Source organism: Acidimangrovimonas sediminis (genome assembly GCF_002871005.1).
GTDB classification, from domain to species: domain Bacteria; phylum Pseudomonadota; class Alphaproteobacteria; order Rhodobacterales; family Rhodobacteraceae; genus Acidimangrovimonas; species Acidimangrovimonas sediminis.
Genome location: NZ_PHSN01000006.1, coordinates 284,248 through 303,279, shown reverse-complemented (window position 1 = coordinate 303,279; position 19,032 = coordinate 284,248). Strand labels below are relative to the sequence as shown.

At 67.3% G+C, this 19,032-nt stretch carries 17 protein-coding genes; 8 read left to right on the top strand and 9 right to left on the bottom strand.

What is annotated here, in order from left to right; all coding sequences use genetic code 11:
* Positions 1 to 21: 21 nt before the first annotated feature.
* The 4 genes from CVV76_RS07865 to mutM form a co-directional block, all read right to left on the bottom strand.
* A complete protein-coding gene (locus CVV76_RS07865) occupies positions 22 to 1,377 on the bottom strand; it encodes a cytochrome d ubiquinol oxidase subunit II (RefSeq protein ID WP_199178526.1) in 1,356 nt (451 codons plus the stop codon).
* 11 nt (positions 1,378 to 1,388) lie between these two features.
* On the bottom strand, positions 1,389 to 2,822 hold the full coding sequence (locus CVV76_RS07860) for a cytochrome ubiquinol oxidase subunit I (RefSeq protein WP_102224073.1): 1,434 nt from the start codon (positions 2,820 to 2,822) through the stop codon (positions 1,389 to 1,391).
* Positions 2,823 to 3,078: 256 nt separating this feature from the next.
* The gene (locus CVV76_RS07855; RefSeq protein ID WP_102224072.1) at positions 3,079 to 3,855 is read right to left on the bottom strand and encodes an enoyl-CoA hydratase; all 777 of its coding nucleotides are present in this window, start codon (positions 3,853 to 3,855) and stop codon (positions 3,079 to 3,081) included.
* A gap of 96 nt (positions 3,856 to 3,951) precedes the next feature.
* A complete protein-coding gene (mutM, locus tag CVV76_RS07850; protein WP_102224071.1) occupies positions 3,952 to 4,803 on the bottom strand; it encodes a bifunctional DNA-formamidopyrimidine glycosylase/DNA-(apurinic or apyrimidinic site) lyase in 852 nt (283 codons plus the stop codon).
* A 121-nt stretch (positions 4,804 to 4,924) separates the two neighbouring features.
* Here mutM and ubiE point away from each other — a divergent pair, with 121 nt between their 5' ends.
* Together ubiE and ubiB are read left to right on the top strand one after the other, a co-directional pair.
* Positions 4,925 to 5,677, top strand: coding sequence for a bifunctional demethylmenaquinone methyltransferase/2-methoxy-6-polyprenyl-1,4-benzoquinol methylase UbiE (gene ubiE, locus CVV76_RS07845; RefSeq protein ID WP_102224070.1), 753 nt, complete (start codon positions 4,925 to 4,927; stop codon positions 5,675 to 5,677).
* A gap of 1 nt (position 5,678) precedes the next feature.
* Entirely contained in the window at positions 5,679 to 7,208 is a 1,530-nt protein-coding gene (ubiB, locus tag CVV76_RS07840) for a 2-polyprenylphenol 6-hydroxylase (RefSeq protein WP_102224069.1), read from the top strand.
* Between the two features lie 96 nt (positions 7,209 to 7,304).
* Here ubiB and mutS read toward each other — a convergent pair whose 3' ends face one another.
* On the bottom strand, positions 7,305 to 9,923 hold the full coding sequence (gene mutS / locus CVV76_RS07835; RefSeq protein ID WP_102224146.1) for a DNA mismatch repair protein MutS: 2,619 nt from the start codon (positions 9,921 to 9,923) through the stop codon (positions 7,305 to 7,307).
* A gap of 308 nt (positions 9,924 to 10,231) precedes the next feature.
* On the opposite strand from mutS, the gene CVV76_RS07830 reads away from it, so the two are divergent.
* The 4 genes from CVV76_RS07830 to CVV76_RS24635 are packed head-to-tail and all read left to right on the top strand — an operon-like array spanning position 10,232 to position 13,481.
* Positions 10,232 to 11,110: a ribokinase gene (locus tag CVV76_RS07830; RefSeq protein ID WP_102224068.1), complete on the top strand. Its 879-nt coding sequence runs from the start codon at positions 10,232 to 10,234 to the stop codon at positions 11,108 to 11,110.
* Complete coding sequence (locus CVV76_RS07825; RefSeq protein ID WP_102224067.1) at positions 11,107 to 12,012, top strand: D-amino acid aminotransferase; 906 nt, start codon at positions 11,107 to 11,109, stop codon at positions 12,010 to 12,012. The genes CVV76_RS07830 and CVV76_RS07825 overlap by 4 nt, the downstream gene beginning before the upstream one ends.
* A complete protein-coding gene (locus CVV76_RS07820; protein ID WP_102224066.1) occupies positions 12,012 to 12,725 on the top strand; it encodes a sulfotransferase-like domain-containing protein in 714 nt (237 codons plus the stop codon). The genes CVV76_RS07825 and CVV76_RS07820 overlap by 1 nt, the downstream gene beginning before the upstream one ends.
* 9 nt (positions 12,726 to 12,734) lie before the next feature.
* Positions 12,735 to 13,481, top strand: coding sequence for an alpha/beta family hydrolase (locus tag CVV76_RS24635; RefSeq protein WP_146010267.1), 747 nt, complete (start codon positions 12,735 to 12,737; stop codon positions 13,479 to 13,481).
* Here CVV76_RS24635 and CVV76_RS07815 read toward each other — a convergent pair.
* The 3 genes from CVV76_RS07815 to CVV76_RS07805 all read right to left on the bottom strand — a co-directional run bounded on the left by CVV76_RS07815 (position 13,423) and on the right by CVV76_RS07805 (position 15,903).
* Positions 13,423 to 14,652, bottom strand: a complete 1,230-nt coding sequence (locus CVV76_RS07815) for an argininosuccinate synthase (RefSeq protein ID WP_102224065.1) — start codon at positions 14,650 to 14,652, stop codon at positions 13,423 to 13,425. The genes CVV76_RS24635 and CVV76_RS07815 overlap by 59 nt on opposite strands.
* A 96-nt stretch (positions 14,653 to 14,748) precedes the next feature.
* A complete protein-coding gene (locus CVV76_RS24945) occupies positions 14,749 to 15,279 on the bottom strand; it encodes a hypothetical protein (RefSeq protein WP_158243117.1) in 531 nt (176 codons plus the stop codon).
* A 420-nt stretch (positions 15,280 to 15,699) separates the two neighbouring features.
* The gene (locus CVV76_RS07805) at positions 15,700 to 15,903 is read right to left on the bottom strand and encodes a hypothetical protein (protein WP_146010266.1); all 204 of its coding nucleotides are present in this window, start codon (positions 15,901 to 15,903) and stop codon (positions 15,700 to 15,702) included.
* A gap of 83 nt (positions 15,904 to 15,986) precedes the next feature.
* Between CVV76_RS07805 and ilvA the strand changes: the two genes are divergently transcribed.
* On the top strand, positions 15,987 to 17,234 hold the full coding sequence (gene ilvA, locus CVV76_RS07800) for a threonine ammonia-lyase IlvA (protein WP_102224062.1): 1,248 nt from the start codon (positions 15,987 to 15,989) through the stop codon (positions 17,232 to 17,234).
* 19 nt (positions 17,235 to 17,253) lie between these two features.
* On the opposite strand, the gene CVV76_RS07795 is transcribed toward ilvA, so the two are convergent.
* Complete coding sequence (locus tag CVV76_RS07795) at positions 17,254 to 17,598, bottom strand: Hpt domain-containing protein (protein ID WP_102224145.1); 345 nt, start codon at positions 17,596 to 17,598, stop codon at positions 17,254 to 17,256.
* 198 nt (positions 17,599 to 17,796) lie between these two features.
* Here CVV76_RS07795 and CVV76_RS07790 point away from each other — a divergent pair, with 198 nt between their 5' ends.
* The gene (locus CVV76_RS07790) at positions 17,797 to 19,032 is read left to right on the top strand and encodes a PP2C family protein-serine/threonine phosphatase (RefSeq protein ID WP_233192767.1); all 1,236 of its coding nucleotides are present in this window, start codon (positions 17,797 to 17,799) and stop codon (positions 19,030 to 19,032) included.

Sequence of the window (19,032 nt, the reverse complement as noted above, 5' to 3'; positions counted from 1 at the left end):
CACCCTACGAAAAGATCTTTCTCAGTGTGCGCCGTAGCTTCCCAGTGCCGAGATCCGGGCTCGGAAGACCCAGATCTGGTACCAGTTGTAGACCAGGATCACCGGGAAGAACCCGCCCATCGCCAGCGTGAAACTCAGCAGCGACAGCGACGGATCGGCCGCGTCGTAGATCGTCCACGTCCCCGGCACCAGCCACGGGAAAAGCGTCAGCCCGACGGTCAGCATCACCGAGGCGGTCGCGACCGCGTACCAGAGCATCGATTCGAGGTCGCGGTCGCGGTGCGCCGCTTCCCACATCTTCCAGACCGTGAACACGATCCACAGCCCGGCCAGCGCGAAAGCCCACCAGAACGGCCCGGCCCAGCGGGCCGAGACCCAGTCGAACGCGCTGAACATCCAGATGCCCGAGATCACGACCGACACGACCAGCAGCGCCATCGAGACGTTCAGCCACGGCTTGACGATATGCCGCTGCGGACTGTCAAGCGTGAACCGCGCCCGCAGGTAGAGCGCGCCGGCCATCACCGAGGCGATCACCCCCGCCACCCCACACCACAGGCTGAACGGCGTTATGCAGTCGAAGAGGCCGCCCTCGAACACCCGGTGGATGCCGCCGCCCGCATAGGTCACGTGAACGTTGGTCAGCGGCACGCCCTGCAGGACCGCACCCCCGGCAAGGCCGATCCCGAAGGCCGTGACCAGGGAACCGAAGCCGAAACCGAAGCCCCACCAGCGCTTGGACCGTTCGGCATGGTGGTGAAACTCGATCGAGATCGCCCGCACCAGGATGGCGAGCAGCAGGATTGCGAGCGGCAGCGCGAGGTAGTGGAAGATGGAGCCATAGACCAGCGGGAAGCCCCCGAACAGGATCCCGCCCGCGACGATCAGCCATGTCTCGTTGGCGTCCCAGGTGCCGGCCATCGCGGCCATGATCCCGTCGCGTGTCTGGTTGTCATTGTGGAACAGCGACAGCACCCCGGCGCCAAGGTCGGCCCCGTCGAGGATCAGATACATCCCCACGCTCAGCGCCAGCGCCAGCGCCCAGGCCAGCGACAGCAGGTTGTGGGTTTCCATCGCGCGGTTCAGCAACTGGTGCTTCTGCGCGGCGCTCAGCGCCGGGTCCGTCTGGGACGACATCCCCTTGAGCGTGGTGAACGACATGGGAAGGTTCCGCGCCGCCGCCTTCGCTGCCGCCTCGGCCGGATTTGCAGAGGCGCTTGCGACAGCACTCTGGCCCGGCTGCTGGGCTGTCGCCGTCTGCGCCGTGGCGGGCGCGGCGATGGTCATGGCGCCGAACATCAGCGCGAGGCCGACCCAAAAGGCCCTCAACAGGGTGCGGGGCGAATGGGTTCGGGGCGAATGGGTCTTGGGTTGCATATCGGTGTTCCTCATTCCCCGGGGACGGCATGCTGCTGAACCGCGGGCAGGCTGCCCAGCTGTTCGTGCCGCTCCTCGCCCTCACGCGGGATCGGGGTGGTCATGTCCGGGCCGTGACGCACGACCTTCAGGATGAAGTACAGGGTCGACACCATCACCAGCAGGCCGAAGGCGGCAAAGCCCACGAACCAGGCGATCTCGGCCCCTGCGGAAAGCGGGCTGCGCCCCTCCGACGTGCGCATCAGCCCGTAGACGACCCAGGGTTGCCGCGCCACCTCGCGCGTCCACCAGCCGGTCCAGATCGCGATATAGGGCAGCACCGGCGACACCATCGCGGCCATCAGGAACCAGCGATTGCGGCTGGCCGCCTCGACGCTCAGCCTGCCACGGAACAACAGCCACGCACCCCAGAGCGACAGCAGGAAGATCGCACCACCGGCCGCGACCATGACGCGGAAGGCATAGAACGGGATAAGCACCGGCGGCCGGTCCTGCGGCGGGATCGAATCGAGGCCCGGCACCGCGCCGTTCCAGCTGTGGGTTTCCAGAAGGCTCAGGACATGCGGGATGGTGATCGACCAGGCAGTGCCGTCACCCTTGGCGTTCGGCCACATGACGATGTGCCAGCCGGTGTTCACCGACCCGTCCGGATTGTGGGTGTGATAGTGACCTTCCATCGCTGCCAGCGCCGCCGGCTGCGCATGGGCCACGGTCTGGCCGAGGCTGTCGCCCATGAAGATCTGGAACGCCGCGACGATCACCAGTGCGGGGATCAGCGCCCGCAGCGCCTTGGTGAACATCTCGGTGTGGCGGCTCTTGTAGACGAAGAACGCGGCCACCGCGACGCCGACGACAAGGCTCTGTTCCAGCGCGGCGATCAGCATATGGGGAACTGCGGTCAGGCTGTCGTCGTTGAAGATCACCTTGAACCAGTCGGTGGCGAAGAAGTTGCCGCCGACCTCTGCCACACCCTCCGGGTCCTGCATCCAGGAATTCGCCGCGAGGATCCAGAACCCCGAGATCGACGAGGCAAGCGCCACGTTGAAGGTCGCGAACAGGTGCATGCGCCGGCCGATCTTGTGCCAGCCGAAGACCATGAGTCCGACGAACCCCGCCTCGTACATGAAGGCGGTGATCGTCTCGAACCCCAGAAGCCGGCCGAAGACCGGCCCAGCGGCGGCCGAGAACGGCCCGTAGAGGATGCCGAAGGCCAGCTCCATCGTCACCCCGGTGGCGACGCCGGCGCCGAAGTTGATGAGGAACAGCTTCTCGAAGAACCGGGTCATCCGGTACCAATGCTCGCTGTCGGTCCTCACCCAGCGCCATTCCCCGAACAAGAGGAGGACCGACAGCCCTATTGTCAGCGGCGGGTAGACGATGTGCATCGCCGTGATCAGCCCAAAGTCGATGCGGGCAAGTAGATTGGCCAAGTCGGACCCGGGCATGGAACCCTCCTTTCGGTGACGACCGTCGGCGCAGAAGATGCGCCTTCGGGTCGGGACCTAGGCCGGAGAGCCCAGAGGAAAGAGGTGACGGGTTGTCGCGTTCCGGGCCGCAGGGATCAAAAGATTTTGTCGTGCGGCGGATCGGCGCGGGGAAATCCGTACCCCGAAATGGGCCGCAAAACCCTGTAGGGTGCGTCCAGACGCACCCTATGAAAGCACGCGCCGGGGGCGCATGCGGAGAGGTCTGAAACCCGCCTCAGCGGTCGCGGAACTGCGGCTCGCGCTTCTCGAGGAAGGCGGCCATGCCCTCCTTCTGGTCCTCGGTCGCGAAGAGGCCGTGGAACAGCCGGCGCTCGAACAGCAGGCCTTCGCGCAGCGGCACTTCGTAGCTGCGGTTGACCGCCTCCTTCGCCGCCATCGTGGTGATCATCGACTTCTCGGTGATCTTGCGGGCGACTGTCATCGCCTCTTCCATCAGCTTCTTCGAAGGTACGACGCGGCTGACGAGCCCCGACCGCTCGGCCTCGGCCGCATCCATGAAGCGGCCGGTCAGGTGCATGTCCATCGCCTTGGACTTGCCGACGAAGCGGGTCAGTCGCTGGGTCCCGCCGATCCCGGCGATGACGCCAAGGTTGATCTCGGGCTGGCCGAACTTGGCATTGTCGCCGCAGATGATGAAATCGCACATCATCGCCAGTTCGCAGCCACCGCCCAGGGCGTAGCCGTTGACCGCCGCGATGATCGGCTTGCGCACCCGCAGGAGGGCCTCCGTCTCGGGGGTGAACAGGTCGCCGGAATAGACGTCGACAAAGCTCTTCTCGCTCATCTCCTTGATGTCGGCACCGGCGGCAAAGGCCTTTTCCGACCCGGTGATGACGATGCAGCGGACCTTTTCATTCGCGTCGGCCTGGGCCAGCGCGTCGGCAAGTTCGCCGAGCAGCTGGGAATTCAGCGCGTTCAGGGCGTCGGGACGATTCAGCCGGATCAGCGCGACATAGTCGTCGATCTCGACGATAAGCGTCTCGTAGGCCATGCGGAGGCTCCTTCTTGGCACACTGGGGCCGAGTCCATACCAGTCCCGGCCCGGGGATCAAGTCATCTCTCTCTCAGACAAGTTGCGACGTTGCGCTCAGCGCTGGCAGCGCGGGCAGTAGAAGGTCGATCGCCCGGATTGGACGATCCGCGCGATCGTGCCGTCGCAGCCCGGGGTGCGGCAGGGGCACCCCTCCTGCCCGTAGGCGCGGAAATCGTGCTGGAAATACCCCAACTCGCCATCCGCCTGCCGGTAGTCGCGCAAGCTCGACCCGCCCGCGGCGATCGCCTCCTCCAGCACCTGCCGGACCGCGGGCACCAGCGAGGCCACCCGCGGCGCGGCGATCCTCCCTGCCTTGCGCCGTGGGTCGATACCCACCCGGTTCAGCACCTCGCAGACGTAGATGTTGCCAAGGCCCGCCACCACCTTCTGGTCCAGCAGCGCCGCCTTCACCGGCGTGTTGCGGCCCCGGAAGCGGGCGACCAGGTACGCCTCGTCAAAGGTGTTCCCCAGCGGTTCAGGCCCTATTCCGGCCAAAAGCGGATGGGTTTCCGCGATCTCAGTCGCGATCAGGTCCATCGAGCCGAAGCGCCGCGCGTCGTTGAACGTCACCCGCGCCCCCCCCTCCATGTCGAGCACGACATGGTCGTGCTTCTCGGGCGCCGGATGCGGGTGGAAGAACGAACCGATCTGCACCCCAGAGACCTGCATCCGCCCCGACATGCCGAGGTGGATGATGAGTGTCTCGCCCGTGTCGAGATCGGCGAGGATGTATTTCGACCGCCGCCGCAACCGCTCCACCCGCGCACCGCTCAGCCGTTCGGCCATCCGTGGCGGGAAGGGCCAGCGCAGATCGGGGCGGTTGACGGCAGCCGCCTCGATCCGACGCCCCTCCATCGCGGGAACGAGGCCCCTTCGGACGGTCTCGACCTCGGGCAATTCTGGCACGTCTGCGGTCCTTCTCTCGCGGGCAATCCCGGGAGCCCCGATCGGGGCGCGACGCGGCGCGCATTGCAGCCGGGCCCGGGCGGCCTATAAGAAGGGGCAGCGGAATGAGTGGCAAGGCCCGATGGACGAGCAGCACGACAAGACGACGCACTTCGGCTTCCAGACCGTGGCCGAAGATCAGAAGGCCGGCATGGTGCATGGTGTCTTCACCCGCGTGGCCTCGCGCTACGACGTGATGAACGACCTGATGTCCATGGGCATCCACCGCGCCTGGAAGGACGCGATGATGGACTGGCTGGCGCCCCGGCCGGGCCAGCGCCTGCTGGACGTGGCAGGCGGCACCGGCGACGTCGCCTTCCGTTTCCTGAACCGCGCCCAGGGGGCCGGGGCCGTGGTCTGCGACATGACCGAATCCATGCTGGTCGAGGGCCGCAAGCGCGCCGAGGCCGAGAAGATGGCCGACAGCCTCGACTGGGTGGTGGGCGATGCGATGGCCCTGCCGTTTCCCGACAATTCCTTCGACGTCTACACGATCAGCTTCGGCATCCGGAACGTCACCCGCATCGCCGATGCGATGAAGGAAGCCTACCGCGTGCTGAAACCCGGCGGGCGGCTGATGGTGCTGGAATTCAGCCAGATCCCGAACGACCTGATGCAAAAGGCCTATGACCTGTATTCGTTCAACGTCATCCCGGTGATGGGCCAGATCGTGGCGAACGACCGCGACAGCTATCAGTACCTCGTCGAATCGATCCGCAAGTTTCCCGACCAGGAAACCTTTGCCGGCATGATCCGCGCCGCCGGGTTCGAGCAGGTGAAATACCGCAACCTCACCATGGGCATCGCCGCCCTGCACTCGGGCTGGAAGATCTGACGTGAGGGGCCCGCACAACTTCTGGCGACTGGTCCGCACAGGGGCCACGTTCGAACGGACTGGCGCGATGAAGGTCGTGCTGGAGCAGATGAACGCCCCGCCCCGCCTGCGGCTGGCGGCCCGGGTGATCGGCAAGCCCTTCGCCTGGCTGGGGCTGAAGGGCGACGAAAGCCTGCCGCCCACCACCCGCGCGATCACCGCGCTGGGGCCGGCGTACATCAAGTTCGGCCAAATCCTGTCGACCCGCCCCGACGTGGTGGGCGACGAGATCGCCGAGCAGCTACGCTATCTTCAGGACAAGCTGCCGCCCTTTCCCACCCAGCAGGCCAAGAAGATGATCGAGGAGGCGCTGGAGATCCGCGTCCCCGAGGTCTATTCCGAATTCTCCGAACCGGTCGCCGCCGCCTCCATCGCGCAGGTTCACCGCGCGCGGCTGGCCGAGACCGGACAGGAAGTGGCGGTGAAAGTGCTGCGCCCCGGGATCGACCGGGCCTTCCGCCGCGACATCGACGCCTTCTACTTCGCCGCCGACGCGATCGAATGGCTCTTGCCGTTTTCCCGCCGACTGCGCCCGCGCGACGTGATCGCGCATTTCGAGGGCGTGGTGATGGGCGAGCTGGACCTGCGCCTCGAATCCGCCGCGGCCTCGGAATACGGCGACAACACCAGGCGCGACGAGGGCTTTCGCGTACCGCAGCCGAACTGGGGCCTGTCCGCCCGCGGCGTGATGACGATGGACTGGGCCGAGGGCCTGCCGCTTGGCGACAACGACGCGCTCGACGCCGCGGGGCACGACCGGCGCGAACTGGGCGCGCGGGTGCTGCAATTGTTCCTCAACCACGCGCTGCGCGACGGCTATTTCCACGCCGACATGCACCAAGGCAACCTCAAGGTCGGCCCTGACGGTGAGGTCGTGGCGATCGACTTCGGCATCATGGGCCGGATCGACGAATACACCCGCCGCGTCTATGCCGAGATCCTCTACGGCTTCATCCGCAAGGATTACCGCCGCGTGGCCGAGGTGCATTTCGAGGCGGGCTATGTCCCGAAGGACCGCGACGTCGAGGCCTTCGCCACCGCGCTTCGCGCCGTCGGAGAGCCGATTTTCGGCATGGATGCCTCGCGCATCTCGATGGCGCGGCTGCTGAGCTACCTGTTCGAAGTGACGGAACGCTTCGGCATGCAGACCCGGACCGAGCTGATCCTGCTGCAACGCACCATGGTGGTGGTCGAGGGGGTCGCCCGCTCGCTCGACCCGCATATCAACATCTGGGAAGTCGCGCGGCCCGTGGTCGAGGGCTACATCAAGCAATACGTCGGCCCCCATGCCATGGCCCGCGACCTGGCCCATGTCGCCCGGGTCATGACGCGCTTCGGGCCGCGGCTGCCGCAAATGGTGGAAAAGGCGCTGATCCGGCAGGCCGAGGAAGAGATCGTCGAGGATTCCGAAAAGGCGCTGGGGAAATATGGCTGGATGCTGCTGGGCGCCGCGCTGATGGGCGTGGGCGTCTATATCGGCTGGCTCATCTGACGCGGTTTTCGCCGGAACAGGGCCTGTTTCCGGGTGGAGAGGCCGGGGGTTTCACACCCCCGGACCCCCGTGGGATATTTCCGCTCAGAAGAAGGATCAGTCCTTCAGCTTGCCGCGCAGGTCATAGAGCAGGTCGAGAGCCTCGCGCGGGGTGAGCTCGTCGGGGTGGATGGCGCGCAGGGCCTCTTCGACGGCGGAAGTTTTCGGCGCGGCCGGCTTCGTTGCGGGGGTGGCGGCGAAGAGGGGGAGGTCGTCGACGAGGTCGCGCTTGGCGGCCCCCCCTTCACGTTCGCCCTTTTCCAGCGCTTCGAGGACCGTGCGGGCACGGTTGACCACCGCATCGGGCAACCCTGCAAGACGCGCGACCTGCACGCCGTAGGACCGGTCGGCCGCGCCCTTGAGCACCTCGTGCAGGAAGATCACCTCGCCCTCCCATTCGCGCACGGCGACGGTGGCGTTCTCGGCGCCGGGGAGTTTGGCGGCCAGCGCCGTCATCTCGTGGTAATGGGTGGCGAAGAGAGCGCGGCAGCGGTTGACGTCGTGCAGGTGTTCGAGCACCGCCCAGGCGATCGAGAGGCCATCGTATGTGGCGGTGCCGCGGCCGATCTCGTCGAGGATGACCAGCGCGCGATCGTCGGCCTGGTTCAGGATCGCGGCGGTTTCCACCATCTCGACCATGAAGGTCGAGCGCCCGCGGGCGAGATCGTCCGAGGCGCCGACGCGGCTGAAGAGCTGGCTGACAAGGCCGAGGTGGGCACGGGCGGCGGGGACGAAGCTGCCGGCCTGGGCCAAGAGCGCGATCAGCGCGTTCTGGCGCAGGAAGGTCGATTTACCGGCCATGTTCGGGCCGGTCAGCAGCCAGAGGGCCGGGGTGTCGCCCCCGGTCAGCAGGCAGTCGTTGGCGACGAAGGGCCCCTGCCCCTGTCGCCGCAGCGCGCGTTCCACGACCGGATGCCGGCCGCCCGCGATCTCCAGCGCGCGGCTGTCGTCGACCTGCGGTTCGACCCAGTCCTCGGCCGCGGCAAGGTCGGCGAAACCGCCGGCCACGTCGATCTCGGCCAGCGCCCTCGCAGCCTCGCCGATCCGGGGCGCGCGGGCAAGGATCGCCTGTTTCAGGCTGTCATAGAGACGTTTCTCGATCTCCAGCGCGCGGTTTCCGGCATTCAGGATGCGGGTCTCCATCTCGGACAGCGGCACCGTGGTGAAGCGTACCTGGTTTGCCGTGGTCTGGCGGTGGATGAAGGTCTCGTTATGCGGCGGGGAAAGCATTTTCTCCGCATGGGTCGCCGTCGTCTCGATGAAGTAGCCCAGCACGTTGTTGTGCTTGATCTTCAGTGAGGGAATGCCCGTCTGCTCGGCGTACTCCGCCTGCATCCGGGCGATCACGCCGCGGCCCTCGTCGCGCAATTCGCGCGCCTCGTCGAGTTCCGGGTCATGGCCCGGGGCGATGAAACCGCCGTCGCGCGCCAGAAGCGGCGGCTCGGCAATCAGCGCCGCATCCAGCAGGTCGACCAGTTCCTCATGATCCACCAGGGCGCGGGCGGCGGAGTTGAGGAGCGGGGGCGCCTCGGCCGCCGCGATCGCCTCGGCCACCTCGCCCGCCTGGGTCAGGCCGCCGCGGATCGCCGCCAGATCGCGCGGGCCGCCACGGTCGAGCGAAAGGCGCGACAGGGCGCGGTCCATATCCGGCACCTTGCGCAGCCGGGTGCGCAGATCCTCGCGAAAACGGCTCTGTTCCAGCAGGAAACGCGCGGCCAGATGACGCGCGTGGATCTCCTCGAGATCGCGCGAGGGGCTGGACAGGCGGCGTTCCAGCAGCCGCCCACCGGCCGCCGTGACGGTGCGGTCGATCGCGGAAAGAAGGGAACCGTCACGCCCGCCCGAGGCGCCCACCGTGATCTCAAGGCTCCGTCGGGTCGCGGCGTCGATCTGCATCACCCGTTGTGCGCTTTCCTTCACTGGCGCACGCAGGAGCGGCAGCTTGCCACGCTGGGTCAGCTCCAGATACTCGACGATCGCCCCCATCGCCGAGATCTCGGCCCGGCTGAAGTTGCCGAACCCCTCGAGCGAGCCGACGGAATACAGCGCGCACAGCCGCTTTTCGGCCGAGGCGGAGTCGAAACTCGCCCGGGCAAGGGGGGTCAGCGCGGCCCCCGATTCAGTCACTGTTGCGGCCCGATCGGCCTCATCCGCCTCGCTCACCACCACCTCGCGGGGCGAGAGACGGGCCAGTTCCGGACCCAGCCGGTGGGGCGGGCATTCCATCACCCGAAACTCGCCCGTCGAGATATCGACCCAGGCCAGCGCCGCCGCGTCGCGCACCTCGGCAAAGGCGGCAAGGAAGTTGTGGCGCCGGGCCTCAAGGAGGCTTTCCTCGGTCAGCGTGCCGGGGGTGACCAGCCGCACCACGTCGCGCCGGACAACGGATTTCGACCCGCGCTTCTTGGCCTCGGCGGGGTCTTCCATCTGCTCGGCGATGGCCACGCGAAAGCCCTTTCGGATCAGCGTGAGCAGATACCCCTCCGCCGCGTGGACCGGCACGCCGCACATCGCGATATCCTCGCCCAGATGCTTGCCGCGCTTGGTCAGGGCGATGTCCAGCGCCTCGGCGGCCGCCGCGGCGTCGTCGAAGAACATCTCGTAGAAATCGCCCATCCGGTAGAAGAGCAGGGCATCGCTGTGCTGCGCCTTGATCTCGAGATATTGCGCCATCATCGGCGTCACAGTCTGGTCCGCGCTCACGGAAATCCCCCTTTGGTCCGGCGCGACCCTACAAAAGCCGCTCACGGGCGAAAAGCGGCAATTCCGCCGGATGGGCAGCCGTGCGCCGGGCCACTCCGCAGCGCCCGGGCAACGCCCGATTCGCCCGGGGGCCGGGCCGTCCTTGCAGGCGACGCGAAACCGTTACAGATTTGCGCAACCGGCGCGACGGAGAGCGACATCCCGACCAGGGTGGAGATCGCGGTCCGACGCCCAGCTTCACGGCCGTTTTCGGCCACCACTGTCAAGGTTTCGGGGGCGTCATGACGATATTCAACCTGGGCTCGATCAATCTCGATCATGTGTATTCGGTCCCGCATCTGCCGGCACCCGGTGAGACGCTGGCTGCGATGGCCTATTCCACCGGACTTGGCGGCAAGGGGGCGAATCAATCGGTCGCGGCGTCGCTGGCCGGGGCCGAGGTCTGCCATATCGGCGCGGTCGGCACAGACGGCGACTGGGCGCTGCAGCGGCTGGAACATTTCGGCGTCGATGCAACCAATGTCGCCTGCCTCGAGGCGCCGACCGGCAATGCGATCATCAACGTCGACCCCGCGGGCGAGAATTCCATCGTCATCTTTCCCGGCGCCAATGCGACCCAGTCCGAGGCGGCGATCGAAAGCGGGCTGGGCGGGGCCGGGCCGGGAGACATCCTGCTGATCCAGAACGAGACCTCGCACCAGGCCCATGCCGCCCAGCGGGGCCGCGACAAGGGCATGCGGGTGATCTATTCGGCGGCCCCCTTCGAACCTGCCGCCGTCGAGGCGATGCTGCCCTATATCGACCTGCTCGTCCTCAACGCGGTGGAGGCCGAACAGCTTTATCAGGCGCTCGGAAAGACGCTGGAGGATCTGCCGGTCTCGGGCGTCGTGGTGACGCGGGGCGGCCGCGGGGCAGAGTGGATTTCCGCCGGAACAGAGACGATCCGGGCGCCGGCCTTCCCGGTCACCCCGCTTGACACCACGGGCGCGGGCGATTGCTTCATCGGATCGCTGGCGGCCGCGCTGGACGCCGGCGAGGGCCCGGCCGCGGCGATGCGCTTTGCCGCCGCGGCGGCCGCCCTTCAGGTCACGCGCCCCGGCACCGCCGACGCCATGCCGACCCGGGCCGAGGTCGACGCCTTTCTGGAGGAACGCGCATGACCAAGCACGTGACCACCCATCAGGCCGAGGAAGACGCCCGCAACGAGACCCTGCTGATCCACGTCAACGGCCGGATCGTGCCCAAGGCCGAGGCGACGGTCAGTGTCTATGACAGCGGTTTCATGCTGGGCGACGGCGTGTGGGAGGGGTTGCGGCTCTATGACGGTCGCTGGGCCTTCCTCGACGATCACCTCGACCGGCTGTTCGAAGCCGCCAAGGCGATCGACCTCGACATCGGGATGGATCGGGCGGGGGTGGTGCGGGCGCTGGAGGAACTGCGCGCGGCCAACGGGATGGAAACCGACGCCCACGCCCGGCTGATGGTGACCCGCGGGGTCAAGGTGCGGCCGTTCCAGCACCCGTCGCTGTCGCGCTCCGGCCCCACGGTGGTGATCATCCTCGAACATTCGAAACCGTCCCTGCCCCGGCCCATTCGCCTTGCCACGGTGCCGCATATCCGCGGCCTGCCGATGAGCCAGGACCCCAAGCTGAACTCCCATTCCAAGCTGAACTGCATCCTGGCCTGCATCGCGGCGGAAAAGGCCGGCGCGGACGAGGCGCTGATGCTCGACGTGCATGGCTTTGTGAACACCACCAACGCCTGCAACTTCTTCATCGTGCGCAAGGGCGAGGTCTGGACCAGTACCGGCGACTACTGCATGAACGGGATCACCCGGCAGAAGGTGATCGACCTGTGCCGCGCCAACGGCATCCCGGTGCATGAACGGAATTATTCGCTGGTCGACACCTACGGCGCGGACGAGGCCTTTCTCACCGGCACCTTCGGGGCGCAAACGCCGGTGGCGGAAATCGACGGCCGGGTGATCGGCGAGGGCCGAATGGGCCCGGTGACGGAACGTATCCGAGGCCTCTACAAGGCCCTGATCGAGGCCCGGGCCTGATGCGTATCGCCATGTGGTCCGGCCCGCGCAACCTGTCGACCGCGATGATGTATGCCTTCGCGCAGCGCGCCGATTGCGCCGTCTGGGACGAACCGTTCTATGCCGCCTACCTCAAGGTGACCGGCATCGACCACCCGATGCGGGACGAGATACTCGCCGCCGGCGAGACCGACCCCAACGACGTGGCAGAGGCCTGTATCGGGCCAATTCCGCAGGGAAAGAGCCTGTTTTACCAAAAGCACATGGCCCAGCACATGGTCGCCGGCATGCCGCTGGACTGGGCCGACCGGGTGACGAACGTCTTCCTGATCCGCCATCCGGCCTATGTGGTGGCAAGCTATGCCAAGAAGCGCGAGGCGCCGGTCGAGGAGGATCTGGGCTTCGTCCGGCTGGCCGAACTGTTTGACCGGCTGGGGGGTGACGCGCCGATCGTTGTCGACAGCGCCGACATCCGCCGCGCGCCGGTCGCGATGCTGCAAAAGCTCTGCACACGCCTGGGCATCGACTACGATCCCGCGATGACGCGCTGGCCCGCGGGCGGAAACCCGGCCGATGGCGTCTGGTCGCCGCATTGGTACGGTGCGATCCATGCCTCTACCGGCTTTTCGAAGATGGAGGGCGATCCGCCCGAACTGACGGGTGATTACGCGCGGCTGGTGGAGGAGGCGATGCCGCATTACCTGCGCATGGCAGACGCCGCGATGACGCTCTGACGCACCGCGATGGCCCCGATTCTGGTCCTCCTCGGGCGTAACAGCAACCGGCCCTGCCGCGTGATCGACCGGGTCGCGGCAGAGCTTGCCGCCCGCGGATATGTCGTGCAGCGCTTCGAGGCGCCGAAACAGCAGAACGTCCGGTTCCTGAACCAGAAGCTCGACGCCGGCATCGGGCGATATCTGCCTTGGCTCCGATACCCCAAAGGCCCGGCGGCCCGATGCGCGCGCACCCTGGCCAAGGGCTTTATCCTGCTAGTCCACCCGCGAAGGTGGCGGCATTTTATCGACAGGATGCTCGGGCAGGCCGGGGCGCGTGCCGCGCTTCGCCGTTCGTTAGCGCATCATGCGCCGGGGAAGGTCGTGCTGCTCTCGCATTCCGCCGGTGGCATCCACGGCACCCGGATCGAGGCCAGCCCGGCAATCCTGTGCCACATCTGCTTTGGCTATCCGTTTCGCCACCCGAACCGGACGGACGAACCCTACCGGACTCGCCATCTCGGGGGGCTGCAAAAGCCGCTTCTGATCATCCAGGGGGATCGCGACGTCTACGGCAGCGCACAAGACGCGCGGCGCTATGCCCTGTCACGAAGCATCGAGATCCTTCAGGTGGCGACGGATCATGACTACGAAGGGATCCCCGAGGAGGGCGTGAGGGCACTCCTCGGAGAAATAGACCGGTTCCTGGCGGCCGTTGTCAGCGACCTTTCACCCGGGCGTTCCGGTTCGCCCAGAGCTTCAGTCGCAGCGCGTTGAGCTTGATGAAGCCCTGCGCATCCTTCTGGTCGTAGGCGCCCGCGTCTTCCTCGAAGGTCACATGGGCCTCGGAGTACAGCGAGTGGTCCGACCAGCGCGCGACCGTGCGGGCCGAGCCCTTGTAAAGCTTCACGCGGACGGTGCCGGTGACGTGCTCCTGGCTCTTGTCGATCAGCGCCTGAAGCATCTCGCGCTCGGGCGAGAACCAGAAGCCGTTGTAGATCAGCTCCGCATAGCGCGGCATGATCGAATCCTTCAGGTGCCCCGACCCGCTGTCGAGGGTGATCTGCTCGATCCCGCGGTGCGCTTCCAGCAGGATGGTGCCGCCCGGGGTCTCGTAGACGCCACGCGATTTCATCCCGACGAAGCGGTTCTCGACCAGATCGAGGATGCCGACGCCGTGCTTGCCGCCCAGCTCGTTGAGCTTGGTCAGGATCGTCGCCGGGCTCATCGCCTCGCCGTTGATCGCCACCGCGTCGCCCTTCTCGAAGGTGATCTCCACCATCTCGGGCTCATTCGGCGCATCTTCAGGGCGCGTGATGCGCTGCAGCACGTAATCCGGCGCCTCTTCGCCAGGGTTCTCCAGCACGCGGCCCTCGGAGGAAGTGTGCAGAAGGTTCGCGTCGACCGAGAACGGCGCCTCGCCGCGCTTGTTCTTGGCGATCGGGATCTGGTTCTGTTCTGCGAATTCCAGAAGCTTCGTCCGGCTGGACAGATCCCATTCGCGCCACGGCGCGATCACCTTGATCGACGGGTCCAGCGCATAGGCCGAAAGTTCGAACCGCACCTGATCGTTGCCCTTGCCGGTGGCGCCATGGGCCACGGCATCGGCGCCGGTCGCATGCGCGATCTCGACCAGCCGCTTGGAGATCAGCGGGCGGGCAATCGACGTGCCCAGCAGGTAGAGCCCCTCGTAAAGCGCATTGGCCCGGAACATCGGGAAGACGAAGTCGCGCACGAATTCCTCGCGCACGTCCTCGATGTAGATGTTCTCGGGCTTGATCCCCAGAAGCTCGGCCTTGGCCCGTGCGGGCTCCAGCTCTTCGCCCTGGCCCAGGTCGGCGGTGAACGTCACCACCTCGCATCGGTATTCCGTCTGCAACCACTTCAGGATGATCGAGGTGTCGAGCCCCCCGGAATAGGCAAGCACGACCTTCTTCGGTGCAGACATGGAACCCTCCTGCATCTTGTGAACGCAGGGCGATTAGCGCGTTTATGTGCGAAGGGCAAGGAGACGGAGGTCGGCGCCCCCCTGCGCCGCGGAACCTTAAAGGCCCAGCCACTCGCGCAGGGTACGAAGCGCGGCCGGCGACAGGGTCCGCCCGCCGGTCGCGGTGTGCAACGCGGCACCCTCGGCCTGCCGGTCCGAGCGGAGCCGGGACTTGGCCGCATCGTAGGTCTCCTCAGCGGCGCCGTTGCGGGCCTGCAGCTGCGAGAATTCCGTGTCGAGTTGCTTCATATCGGCATCAAAGGATGTGGTCAGCGCCGCCTTCTCGCCTTTCAGCTGGTCCCGCCTGGCGTCATAATCGCTGTCGGACGGGTCCAGCGCCGCGATCTTCGCGTTGATCCGGGCCATGCCCGCGTCGCGGCGCCGGGTGCGCACGTCGATCGCATGTTGCGCATCGCTGAGCGCAAGCCCCGCCCGGACAAGCGCCTTTCCGGCCTCGTCGAGGTCGGCCTCCGCCGTCTCGGTGGCCCGGGCCGCGTCGCGATAGGCGGCAAGCTTGCCCACCTGGCTGTTCGGGGCGGCATTGGCCAGCGCCTCGGGGCTTGCGTGATAGGCGTTCAGCCCCTTCAACTCCGACGCGACACTGCCTTGAGACGCCTCGGGCTTGTTGCTCGCGGCCCCCGTTTTGCTCGCGCCCCCCGTCGCGCCGTGACTGCCTGCCTGACCATGGCTGCCGGAATTGCCGCCGCCATTCCCGTGGCCCCCTCCGTGTCCTCCCCCACCTCCGCCGCCGTTTCCACCGCCATTTCCGCGGGCAAGGGCGGGGGGGGCGCCGAATCCAGGCAGGCCGGGGGAAAACGACGCGAGGGCGACTGCGCCGGCGCCGATCACGAAGATCAGAATCTTACCTGGGCGCGTCATGGGGGTCCCCCGCTCGGACGTCTGTCATACGACTAACGACCGAGCGCGCCCTTGAGGTCCGCCCCCGCGCAGACAGCAGCGGAACCCCGCCGCTGTTTCCGCCTTGACCGGGGGCGCCGAAAGACCGGTTCAGCCCATGGCGCGGGCCAGCGCGCGCTCGATCAGAAGCCGGTCGATCACCACGTCCGCCGCGGGTGCATAGGGGTCGAAGGCGGCAAGCTCGGCCTCGATCGATTCGAGCGAACCGCGTGATTCGGCCCGAAGACCCAGCGACGAAAGCAGTGTCGAGATCAGGGCCATGATGATCAGGCTGCGGGGAAACATGGGTCGCATGACGGGTCCTCCTCGGTTGCGACGGGTGCGGGGCGGGAACGGCGCCCCTTGCCAGAGGCCGGGAAACCGGCCAGAGCTTTGGCATGACGGATCTGGTGGAACAGGCGCAGCGGGCGGCGACGGCCCTTCGGGAGGTGTTCGACCCAACCCCGCTGCAGCACAACGATCATCTCTCGGCCCGGTTCGGCGCCGATATCTGGCTCAAACGCGAGGATCTCTCGCCGGTGCGCAGCTACAAGCTGCGCGGGGCCTTCACCGCGATGCGAAAGGTGCGTGCGGCGAACCCGGCGCAAGGCCATTTCGTCTGCGCCAGCGCCGGCAACCATGCCCAAGGCGTCGCCTTCGCCTGCCGCCATTTCGGGGTGCGCGGCACGATCTTCATGCCGGTCACCACGCCGCAGCAGAAGATCGGCAAGACCCGGACCTTCGGCGGCGACCAGGTGGAGATCCGTCTTGTCGGGGACTATTTCGACCAGTCGCTCGCCGCGGCCAAGACCTTCTGCGCCGAGGCCGGGGCGCATTTCCTTGCCCCCTTCGACGACCCTGACGTGATCGAGGGGCAGGCAAGCGTGGCGGTCGAGATGCTCGACCAGCTTGGCCGCGCGCCGGACCTGGTGATCCTGCCGGTCGGCGGGGGCGGCCTTGCCGCGGGCGTCACCGGCTACATGGCCCGGATGGCGCCCGATACCGATTTTCGTTTCGTCGAACCGGCGGGGGGGGCCAGCCTGACGGCCGCCCTTGGCGCGGGCGCGCCGGTGACGCTGCCGCAGGTCGTGAGCTTCGTCGACGGCGCCGCGGTGGCGCGGATCGGCGACGAACCCTTCGCCCGGCTGAAACATCTCCGGCCGGAGCAGGTGTTGCTGGCCCCCGAGGACCGGATCTGCATCACCATGCTGGAAATGCTGAACGTCGAGGGCATCGTGCTGGAACCCGCGGGCGCGCTGTCGGTCGACGTCTTGCCCACGCTGCGCGAACAGATCGCTGGTAAGACGGTGGTCTGCCTCACCTCCGGGGGCAATTTCGACTTCGAGCGGCTGCCCGAGGTCAAGGAACGCGCGCAACGCTATTCGGGGGTGAAGAAATACTTCATCCTGCGACTGCCGCAGCGGCCGGGCGCCTTGCGCGACTTCCTCCAGATGCTCGGCCCCCACGATGATATCGCCCGGTTCGAATACCTGAAGAAATCGGCCCGCAACTTCGGCTCCGTCCTGATCGGGATCGAGTCGACGGAGGCCGGGAATATCGAAAGCCTCTTCGCCCGGATGGACGCGGCAGGCTTCACCTACCGCGACATCACCACCGACGAGACGCTGGCCGAATTCCTGATCTGAGGCCGCCGTCATCGCCCCGTCAGGCCGCGCTGCTCTGGCGGCACATCGCCGCGCTGCGTTCGCGGAACGCGGCGACCGACGCGCGGTAGCTGTTCAGCACCGCGCCGATGTCGACCTTTGCCGCGGCGCCCTGGGCCGCCAGCCGCTCGCCCGTCTGGCACAGCTGCGCCATCTCCGTGAACCCGAGGTTCAGCGCGCTGCCCTTGAGAAAGTGCAACTCCTCCTCGTAGCGCGCGGGGTCGGGGTCCGTCTCCAGCCGCGCCACCACGCCGTCGGTCTCCTCAAGGAAGATCTGCACGACCTCGCAGAAATCCTCTCCGCCAATTTCATCGAACAGGGTCTCGACCCGCGTCCAGTCAATCATCGTCATCTCCTTCACGGTCACAGCCACCACCCGCCCACCATGCGCCCGAGGCCTTAAGGAAGCGTTAGCCAGCGCCGACCGGCCCGCCCCCGACCGCGCTTCATCGCGCGTTAAGCGGTTTCGGGCATCGTGGCGCGACCGACGAGAACGAGGGGCAGCGTGCAGCCGTCGAATGCAGAAACAGCCGGGCCCGCCCCGGTGGACAGCGGGTCCGCGATCCGCCGGGTGCTGGTGGTCGACGACAGCCGCGCACAGCGCCGGCTGGTGTGTTCGGCCCTGTTGCGCCTGGGCTTCCAGGTGGCCGAGGCCGGATCGGGCGCCGAGGCGCTGGCCCATTGCCGCGACCACCCCGTCGACCTGATCGTGTCGGACTGGATGATGCCGGGGATGGACGGTCTGACCTTCTGCCGTGCCTTCCGCGCCCTGCCGCGCGACAGCTACGGCTACTTCATCCTGCTCACCTCCAAGAGCGAGAAGGACGAGGTGGCGCGCGGCCTCGACGCTGGCGCGGATGACTTCCTTGCCAAGCCGGTCGACCCGGGGGAGCTGCGCGCGCGCGTCGCCGCGGGAGAGCGCATCCTGGGGATGGAGCGCGAGCTGACCGAGAAGAACCGCCTGATCGGCACCCAACTGCGCGAGATCCAGACACTTTACGATTCGCTCGACCGCGACCTGATCGAGGCGCGCAAGCTGCAGCAATCGCTGGTGCGCGACCGTTTCCGCAACTTCGGCGCGGCCTCGGTGTCGCTGCTGCTGCGGCCCTCGGGGCATGTCGGCGGCGACCTCGTGGGCTTTTTCCAGATCGACCGGCGCCGGGTCGGGCTCTATGCCGTCGATGTCTCGGGGCACGGCGTCACCTCGGCGATCCTGACGGCGCGGATCGCGGGCCTGTTCTCGGCCGCGGCGCCGGACCAGAACATCGCCTTGCGCCGCCATGGCGCGGGCCACCGCGGGCGCGCGCCGTCAGAGGTGGCGGACGCGCTCAACCGGCTGCTGCTGGAAGAGATGCACACCGACCAGTACCTGACCCTGCTCTACGCCGAGGCGGACCTGGCGACCGGGCGGGTCGCACTGGTCCAGGCGGGGCATCCGCACCCAGCGGTGCAACGCGCCTGCGGCCGGGTCGAGTTCCTGGGCGCCGGCGGCCTGCCGGTCGGCCTTGTCCCCGGGGCGCGCTACCACGATGTCAGCGTCGGGCTACGCCCCGGCGACCGGCTGATCCTGATGTCCGACGGCATCACCGAATGCCCCGACCCGTCGGGCAACCAGTTGGGCGAGCCGGGAATCGCGCGCCTTCTCGGCGCGAACCACGCGCTATCCGGCCCCCGCCTCTTCGATGCCCTGATGTGGGATCTGCACGGCTTCGCCGGCGGCGCGGATTTCCGTGACGACGTGTCGGGCGTGCTGTGGGAATATCGCGGGCCCCGGCCCTGA

What these genes read in the sequence shown, in the direction of transcription:
- CVV76_RS07860 (WP_102224073.1), bottom strand. Translation starts at nt 2,822, where the DNA reads ATGCCCGGGTCCGACTTGGCCAATCTACTTGCCCGCATCGACTTTGGG.
- ilvA (WP_102224062.1), top strand. Translation starts at nt 15,987, where the DNA reads ATGACGGATCTGGTGGAACAGGCGCAGCGGGCGGCGACGGCCCTTCGG.
- CVV76_RS07805 (WP_146010266.1), bottom strand. Translation starts at nt 15,903, where the DNA reads ATGCGACCCATGTTTCCCCGCAGCCTGATCATCATGGCCCTGATCTCG.
- CVV76_RS24635 (WP_146010267.1), top strand. Translation starts at nt 12,735, where the DNA reads ATGGCCCCGATTCTGGTCCTCCTCGGGCGTAACAGCAACCGGCCCTGC.
- CVV76_RS07815 (WP_102224065.1), bottom strand. Translation starts at nt 14,652, where the DNA reads ATGTCTGCACCGAAGAAGGTCGTGCTTGCCTATTCCGGGGGGCTCGAC.
- CVV76_RS07825 (WP_102224067.1), top strand. Translation starts at nt 11,107, where the DNA reads ATGACCAAGCACGTGACCACCCATCAGGCCGAGGAAGACGCCCGCAAC.
- CVV76_RS07865 (WP_199178526.1), bottom strand. Translation starts at nt 1,377, where the DNA reads ATGCAACCCAAGACCCATTCGCCCCGAACCCATTCGCCCCGCACCCTG.
- ubiE (WP_102224070.1), top strand. Translation starts at nt 4,925, where the DNA reads ATGGACGAGCAGCACGACAAGACGACGCACTTCGGCTTCCAGACCGTG.
- mutS (WP_102224146.1), bottom strand. Translation starts at nt 9,923, where the DNA reads ATGATGGCGCAATATCTCGAGATCAAGGCGCAGCACAGCGATGCCCTG.
- CVV76_RS07795 (WP_102224145.1), bottom strand. Translation starts at nt 17,598, where the DNA reads ATGATTGACTGGACGCGGGTCGAGACCCTGTTCGATGAAATTGGCGGA.
- CVV76_RS07820 (WP_102224066.1), top strand. Translation starts at nt 12,012, where the DNA reads ATGCGTATCGCCATGTGGTCCGGCCCGCGCAACCTGTCGACCGCGATG.
- CVV76_RS07855 (WP_102224072.1), bottom strand. Translation starts at nt 3,855, where the DNA reads ATGGCCTACGAGACGCTTATCGTCGAGATCGACGACTATGTCGCGCTG.
- CVV76_RS07830 (WP_102224068.1), top strand. Translation starts at nt 10,232, where the DNA reads ATGACGATATTCAACCTGGGCTCGATCAATCTCGATCATGTGTATTCG.